6 protein-coding genes are annotated in these 8,073 nt (G+C 60.6%); all 6 read right to left on the bottom strand.

Annotated features, from left to right (window positions below; genetic code table 11):
* Positions 1–274: 274 nt before the first annotated feature.
* Positions 275–1,060, bottom strand: a complete 786-nt coding sequence (locus tag DM806_RS11265) for a GntR family transcriptional regulator (RefSeq protein ID WP_179043310.1) — start codon at positions 1,058–1,060, stop codon at positions 275–277.
* Between the two features lie 351 nt (positions 1,061–1,411).
* Positions 1,412–2,404: an ABC transporter substrate-binding protein gene (locus tag DM806_RS11260; RefSeq protein WP_179043309.1), complete on the bottom strand. Its 993-nt coding sequence runs from the start codon at positions 2,402–2,404 to the stop codon at positions 1,412–1,414.
* An 8-nt stretch (positions 2,405–2,412) separates the two neighbouring features.
* Entirely contained in the window at positions 2,413–3,591 is a 1,179-nt protein-coding gene (locus DM806_RS11255) for a Gfo/Idh/MocA family oxidoreductase (protein WP_179043308.1), read from the bottom strand.
* A 119-nt stretch (positions 3,592–3,710) separates the two neighbouring features.
* Complete coding sequence (purU, locus tag DM806_RS11250) at positions 3,711–4,571, bottom strand: formyltetrahydrofolate deformylase (protein WP_179043289.1); 861 nt, start codon at positions 4,569–4,571, stop codon at positions 3,711–3,713.
* Positions 4,572–4,644: 73 nt separating this feature from the next.
* Positions 4,645–5,919, bottom strand: coding sequence for an aminomethyl transferase family protein (locus DM806_RS11245; protein ID WP_179043290.1), 1,275 nt, complete (start codon positions 5,917–5,919; stop codon positions 4,645–4,647).
* A gap of 74 nt (positions 5,920–5,993) precedes the next feature.
* Positions 5,994–8,073, bottom strand: a 2,080-nt coding sequence (locus DM806_RS11240) for a TonB-dependent receptor (RefSeq protein ID WP_179043307.1), incomplete at its 5' end; no start/stop codon positions are given.

Raw genomic sequence — 8,073 nt, 5'->3', positions numbered from 1 at the left:
CAGGAGGCGCAGACTCACGGCTACACTCTACGTCCGCAAGGTGGGGCCGCCGCCCCGCTTACGGTGACGCAGATATGCTCGCGGGATATCCGTTGCGATGCGGTGAGCTAAGCGACACCAAAGAATGGCGACAGGTGACTGAAAAGGCGATGACGCCCCTTCGTAAGTGAAAACCTATGGCAGCAGCAACAGGTGTATCACTGGATACGGTCCCTCCCGATCGGATCGGCCTCGGCAAGTCATTGAAGAGGAAAATTTTATCGGCAAAGGCGAGTTAAGCCGCTTCACTCAAACTCGCGCTTGGCCGGGCGTCTGGTTCGGCCGAAATTAACTTGAGGGCTGCGCGGATCGCGACGGGCTCGAAATCGATCGCCGCCTCGGCTAGAAATGTAATGGCGGTTCGCGTGCGATGCTGGGCATTAGCTACGACGGCAACATCAAAGGCGCCAGATCTGATGGATTCGAAAAGTTTGCGATGCTCCCCATGGCGGGCAGAAGAGCCAAAATTGCTTGGGCGGACCGCAGCCGTGAAATACCGTTCGCACCGCTCTGTCATTTGTCGGTACTGCTCAATGAGCGTCTCTGGGCATTTCGAGATTAGCTTGGCATGGAATTCGCGATGAAGCTCAATCCAATCTGGGGATACGCCTGGGCTCTGGCCCAATCTGTCATCTTCTATGGTCTCCATCGCGCTGACAAGGTCGCCGATCTCTTTGACATCCGCCTCGCGCAACTGTGGAAGCGAGATGCGCATCCCTAATGCCTCTATGAGAAGTCGGCTGGCATATTGAGCATCGAGATCCTCTGGCCGGAAACCTGCAACACGGCACCTGCGATTTGCCTCAGCGCGGATAAGGCCTTCCTCCTGAAGCATCCGCAGCGCCTCCCGTAAGGGTGTGCGACTGACCCCCAGTGCGCTTGCCAGTTCGACCTGCGACAACACGGTCCCAGCAGGCAAGGCGTTGGAATAGATCAAGTCCTTCAGATAGGCATGGGCACTTACCATGGCCTTCCGGGGGTCGGCCAGTTCCAAGCGCTTGATGTTGGTTAGATTGGCCAAGTTCCTGTTCCCAAAAGCTGCATCTCAAGAATGACATGTATACAGATATTCGGCCGCTTTCTGCAACCGAATATCGAAAATCGACCCGCGTGTGCCGCTCCTGCCGTCTGTTAGGCCAGTCTGGATGAATGCTATTTCAATAGCTGCCATCCCTCCCGCTTTGCGCTGCTTTTTCGATTGTGCGATGCGCAGAAGCGCTCGCAATCAGGACCGGTTAGGCGGGCAGGGGAGTATGGTTCAGGAAAACTGTGTGCAGTTTTAACGTCAAGCTATCCCTGCCCACGCGCAGCGTATGAAGTGATGGGAGGCCCATGCCTGCCCCCCATCCCGTGCAGCGGGCTTAGGTCGGGATCAAATCTTGAATTCAGCGAATGTCTCAGGTGCGAACATCTCATCGATCTTGAGCTGGCGCGGGGTAAGCCCCTGCTCGAAATGATATCGGGTAAATGTTTCAATAACGGTGCGATTTACTTCGACGCCGTAAGGCCACCATGCCTTGCCGAGCGTCGCGATTGTGTCTTCCACCGCGTGGATTTGCCACGGCAGCATCGTCTTGAGCGAGGCGGAGACAAGAAGATCAGCATATGTCTTCTGCTGGGCCTCCTCGAACGCCTTGTACAGCGAACGGGCAATCCATCTATTTGCTTCGTAGACATCGCGGCGGATGGCCACGACATGCATGATCGGGAAGATGCCGGTCTTGCTGAAATAGTTTTTCTCAACGTCGACGAAATTCGGGAAGAGGCGCTGCACCTTGTCGGGCATGGTGTAGAAGGTGGACGGAGCGCGCGCGGTGTACAGCGCGTCGATTTCGCCCTCGGCCAACATCTTCGTCAGGGTCTGGTCCGGCCCGATCGCTTCTAGCTTGAAGCGTTCGGGCAGGTTGAGCTTCAGCTTCTCCTCACGGCCAGGTTCCTCTTCCCCGCCGGTGAAGTAGGTGACGGACGAAGGGTCCACGCCATATTCGTCTTGGAGAATTCCTCTGATCCAAACCGGCGCAGTCATCTGATACTCCGGCACGCCAATCCTCTTGCCGACGAGTTGCTCGGGAGAGGTGATGCCGCTCTTCGTGGAAACGAAGATGCACGAATGGCGAAAGAAGCGCGAGGGAAAGACCGGAATGGCAATGAAATCCTTGCTGTCCCTTCCGAGCGTCACGCAATAGGACGACATTGACATCTCGGCGGCATCGAACTCTTTGTAGCGCAACATGCGGAAGAAGGTCTCCTCCACGTCGAGGACCTGCAAATTGAGGTCGATGCCATCGGGGGATACGGCCCCGCTCATCAGTGGCTCGGTCCGGTCATAGTTCCAGCAGGCAAGCGACAGATTTAGCTTTGTCATGGGATCAGTTATCCTTTGATCTGGTCAATGAGAGTTCTGGGGTTGACCGGCGCGCCGCGCTGGTTTGAAAGGAGAATCGCGCTACAGCATGCCAGAGTTTCGAGGCCCCACTCGCCATCATGGTGGGGCGGCCGATGTCCCCGCGCGGCGGATACGAATTCGTCGATGACCTCTACCCGCGGGCGCACGGGAGGTATCAGGGGAGCGAAGAAGTTGGCTTTATCGCCGTAGATATGGACGCCTCCCGGCAGCACCTTCAGGTCGGCTTTGTCGCAACTGACCAGAATGAAGCCGAAATGCTCATGATGGGAGGGCATCTCGCCGATATCATGGTTTCTCGACGCATAGCCCCGCTGTTGCTTGGCGCTGGCTTCGTCTTGCGCCTGGGCCGCGAGTTTGCTGCGGGTGTCGCCATAGCGGGCTGGATCTTTCTTATGCCCCAATTCGGAAATCCAGCCAACGAGTTCGTCGCTGTCATAATGTGCATAACCGCTGTAGGTAAGAGAGGCGGCAACTCCGTCTGAAAATGTCAAAAGGGCCGTATATGCGCCGTCGCTCCTGCGGCTAGCGTCCCAATTACCTGTAATGCCATGTACGGAGACGACGGGCTTGCCAATAATGCGACGGACTACGTCGATCTGGTGAGCCGCTTGGCTGTAGACAACTCCGCCGCCCTTAGAGACATCTAGCTCTTCAGGGCGGCGGGGCCGGTACATGAAGTCCGTGAAATTCAGCGCCGTGACCATCCGCACGCTGCCAAAGCGGCCCGACGCGACGATGTCGGCAGCAAGTTGGACCGGGGCGTCGAAGCCGTGGCTCGGTCCGACCACCAAGGTTACGTTAGCTGCCGCACATGCCTCGACCATTGCGACGCATTCTTCGACGCTGATCGCCATGGGCTTTTCCACGAGGACATGTTTCCCCGCTCGGGCAGCCGCAATCGTTTGTTCGGCGTGAAGTTGATGAGGGGTGGCAAGATATACCGCTTCGATTCCAGGGTCCGCTAGCAGGTCCTCATAGGTCTCAAATGCCCTCGCGGAGTGCTCGAAGGCAAACAGTTTGGCGACATCGACTTGCAGGTCATACGCACCCGAGATTGTCACCCATGGATTGTCTACAAGTGCGGGCAGTGTCAGCATAAGCCCTCGTCCGAGACCGACTATGCCTAACTTGACGGGCTCAACCATGAAATGCCTCCTTGCCACAGAAACCCTAGATCGTGATGCCATCCGCCGACGCAGCGCTGCGACTTTTGCAGCGGACGTACTGGCCCTAATGCTTTATTCTGACGATGTCGCCGTCTCGCTCATGAGTGGAAGACCACGGTTTTGTTATTGTTGAGGAACAGTCGTCCCTCGAGGAACCAAGCGACCGCGCGGGCGAGGACGCGGCGCTCGATGTCGCGTCCTTTCTGGACGAGGGCATCGGCGCTATGCTCGTGGCCGATGCGTTCGACATCCTGCTCGATGATGGGGCCTTCGTCGAGGTCGGAGGTGACGAAGTGGGCGGTTGCGCCGATGAGCTTGACCCCGCGGCCGAACGCCTGGTGGTAGGGCTTTGCGCCCTTGAACCCGGGCAGGAAGCTGTGGTGGATGTTGATGCAGCGGCCCGAGAGGAAGGTGGCAAGGTCGTCGGAGAGGATCTGCATGTAGCGGGCCAGGACGATGAGTTCGGCGCCGCTCTGCTCGACGATCGCCTTGATCTGCGCTTCCTGCTGGGACTTGGTGTCCTTGGTGATGGGGAGGTGGTGGAAGGGGGTGTCGCCCAGGTCCATGGCGCAATAGGTTTCGCGCGGGTGGTTGGAGATGATGCCGACCACGTCCATGTCGAGTTCGCCGATGCGCTTGCGGTAGAGGAGGTCGACGAGGCAATGGTCGAACTTGGAGGCGAGCAGGAGGACCTTGGTGCGCTGTTCGCGGGGCCGGATCTTCCATTCCATGCCGAAGGCCTCGGCGATGGCGGCGAACTCGCTGGCGAGGGCTTGGCTGTCCTGTTCCTCGGGCATGCCGAACACGACGCGCATGAAGAAGCGGCCGGTGTCGGCGTCATCGAACTGGTTGGCCTCGACGATGTTGCCGTTGAACTTGAAGAGGTGGCCGCTCACCCGGGCGACGATGCCAGGTCGGTTGGCGCAGGAGAGGGTGAGGATATAGGGCAGGTCAGCCATGTCATGGGTCCGCAATGAGGCTGCCGGCGCCACGGGCGCCGGGAGCATGTTTGTCAGCTTGGAAGGGCTCGGCTCAGTATTTGTGGAGATCGTCGCGCCTGTTGTCCTGGTAGGGGGCAGGGGCGACGGTCGCCCGGATTTCCTTTTGTGGCTGCCCGGGGTTGCCCCAGGTGACCACGACCTCGGTGCCTGGCTCTGCTGATTCCGGCTCGATGCAGACGAGCGAGAGCATCTCGCGGAAGTAGTAGCTATAGCCGCGTGAGGTGGCGGCGCCAACGACCCGGTCGCCGCGCAGCACCTTGTCAACGGTCATGGTGGCGCGCTGCTCGCGGGGCATTTCCATGAACTGGTAGGGCGTGGCTTCCTTGCGGAAGAGCGAGGCATAGACATCGGCGACATCCTGCGCATTCCACACCAGGGTCCGCATCACCCGCCCGGGTGTTTCGGCTTCCTTCTCGAGGGCAGCGCGCCCGATGAAGTCATGATCGAAGCGGATGTTCTTGCCCCAACCCAGCTCGATGGGGCTGCGATAATATTCGCTGACGTCGCTGGCCTCGTAGCTGCCGTTGACGCTGAAGGTGGCGAAGCCGCCGCCGAGCGACCGGAAGAACTCCTCGCGATAGCTGTCCATGTCCTTGCCGAAGACGGCAGGGAGATAATCGAGGACGGCGGTAGGGAAGCAGGCTTCAAGATGGCCGACATTGCTGGCGCGACCGCCCAGGCGCCGCAGGCCGTGCTTTTCGCCGGCCTTGAGCAGGGTGGCATAGACTTCCTCGGCATGGGCGCGAGGACCCTGCAGCTCGAAGCCGGGGCCAAAGGACATGCCCTGCCGCAGCGCGAGCAGCTTGTGGCCGGCGATCTCGATTTCGCCCGAATGCATGAACTTGATGTCGCGCAGGCTGGTGCCCGATACCTCCTCGAGGAGGGCCAGGGTGTTGGGCCCGGCTACCTGGAAGTTATACCAGTCCTCATGTTCGGAGACGACGTCATAGTTGCCCTGGCGACGGACATAGTCGACCCAGAAGCTGCCGCGGCCCATGAGCACGAACTCATCCTCGCCTACGCGGGTGAGGATGCCCTCGGCGATGACCTTGCCGTCGGCATTGCAGTGGGTGGCATGCTTGGACTGGAGGATGTCGAACTTCTTGAACCCGTTGATGACGGTATCGCGCAGCAGGCGCATGGCGTCGGGGCCCTTGAAGCGGCGCTCCCAGATCCAGGACCAGTCGCCGATCGAGCAGGTCCGCTTCCAGGACATGCTTTCATCGATCCAGTCGGTAAACTCGATCTCGCCAAAGCGGCTGGTGATATAGCCGGGCGGCATGAAGCGCATATCGGCGACGTTCATTCTAACTTCCTTTCTTCACGGCGCTCTTGCCGCCTGTGTCTGGGGCGGTGGGGGCAGGCCCACCGCCCGGATTGTCAGAAGCGGTAGCCCACTTCCACGCCGTACATACGCGGATCGCCCAATACGCCGCCGGTCAGGCCGCCGAAGGGCAGGCTGTAGAAGGCCTGCGCCGCGGTATAATATGTCTTGTTGGTCAGGTTGGTGCCGAACACCGCCACCCGCAGGTTGGAGCCCCCGATCTTGTCGAAGGTGATGCGGCCGCCCAGCACGCCATAGCCCGGGATGACTTCGCCCGGCAGGGGCGGGCGGTCCTGGCGAATGACGCTGGAGGTGTGGAAGTAATCGGCCTGTGCACTGACCTCGCCGATATTCTCGGGCACCGGCAGGATGACGCGGCCAGAGAGCCGGTAGTTCCACTTGGGCACATAGGCGAAGGGCGGGATGCCCGTCAGCGTGCCGTCGTTGAACTCCTTGTACTTGGCATCGGTATATCCCACGAAGCCGGTCAGTTCGATCGCCCGGATGGGGCTGACGAACAGTTCTGCCTGGGCGCCATTGATATGGGCCTTGGCGGCGTTGAACAGGGTACGGACCGGGGTGGTGCCAATGACGGTGAAGACGTTGCGCTGGATGTCCTCGTAGATGGAGTGGAAGGCGGACATGGAGGTGCGGTAGCGCATGCCGCCCAGGCGACCCTGGCTCTTGAAGCCGATCTCATAGTCGGTGAGGATCTCGGGCCTCAACTCGGTGAAGGTGGCAGGGGTAGTGGCGCCGCCATTGAAGCCGCCACTGCGGTAGCCGCGCCGGTTGGTGACATAGAGGAGGGTGTCGGCGTCGGGCTTGTAGTTGAGGCTCAGCGTCCAGGTCGGCTTCTTGAAGGTGGCCGACTTGCCGGTGTTGAGTGCGACGGCCGTGGGGCTCGACTGGGCATATTGGTAGACGTTGCGATCGTCGATCGTGTAGCGCGCGCCGGCCGTCATGCTGAGCTTCTGGCTCAGATGATAGTCAACCTGGGCGAAGAGCGACTTGCTCTCATTGGTGGCACGGTCGAGTGGGCTGATCAGGAAGGGGCTTGCGAACACACTGTTGAAGGTGGTGCTCGTCGCCTGCTCCCAGAAGAAATAGGCACCAGCGATATAGTCGAGCTTGTCGTCGAGCGCCTTGCCCGAGACCTGGAACTCGTTGGTCACCTGCTCGGCCTTGACCTTGACCCGCTGGATGAGGGTGTTGATCGGCAGCGAGGCATCTGCGGTGTCGTCGCTCCTGATCCGGCGATAGTTGAAGATGTTCTTGAGGGTGACGTCCCCGGCCTCGAGCGTCGAGGTGTTGGTTACGCCATAGTTGGAGGAACGGCTCGGGGAGTCGGTGAACTGGGCGACGCGTCGACGGTCGGCCTGCTGGGCGGCAAGGGCGGCCAGACGCACGGAGAGCGGGTTAACCGGGGAGTTGATGGCGGGGTTGACGGCAATGACGGTGACGCCGCCGTCGTTGCTGTGCCCCTTGAAGCCATCGACGATGGTGACATTGCGAAACTGGTCGGAGGGCTCGAGGAGCAGCGATACACGGAAGGAGTCCGAGTGATCGGTGCGCAGTTCGTTGCCGGTGGTGGCATTGGTGAGCCAGCCGTCGCGGCGGGTCAGGTTGCCCGCCAGGCGCAGGGCGACCTTGTCGCCGAGCGGGACGTTGAGCGCCCCTTGCAACTCGCGGCGGTCATAGTTGCCATAGGTGCCCTGGACATAGCCTTCGACCTTGCCGAGCTTGGGCGCCTCGGGGGCGATCAGGATCGCACCGCCTGTGTGGTTACGGCCGAAGAGGGTGCCCTGTGGCCCCGACACAACCTGGATGGAACTCAGGTCATAGAAAAGCTTGCCGCTGCCCTGAGGGCGGGCCTGCACGGCCTCGGCGAAATAGAGGCCCACCGCCGGGTCCGAGGTGGGAAGGCCCGAGGTCTCGATCTGACCGCGAATGATGAAGCTCACGGTCGACTGACGCCCTTGCACAGGATAGGTGCGCACTTCAGGTGCGACGCGGCCAAGGTCGGCGACCGAGGAGATGTTGGCGCGCTGCAACTGGTCGCCGCTGACCGCGGTCACAGACACAGGAACATCGACGATCGACTCGTCACGCCGCCGGGCGGTCACGACAATATTGTCC

Origin of the sequence: Sphingobium lactosutens, from assembly GCF_013393185.1 — a bacterium.
In the GTDB taxonomy this organism is placed as follows: Bacteria; Pseudomonadota; Alphaproteobacteria; order Sphingomonadales; family Sphingomonadaceae; genus Sphingobium; species Sphingobium lactosutens_A.
The sequence above is the reverse complement of the archived record's forward strand: the minus strand, read 5'-3'. Positions and strand labels throughout refer to the sequence as shown.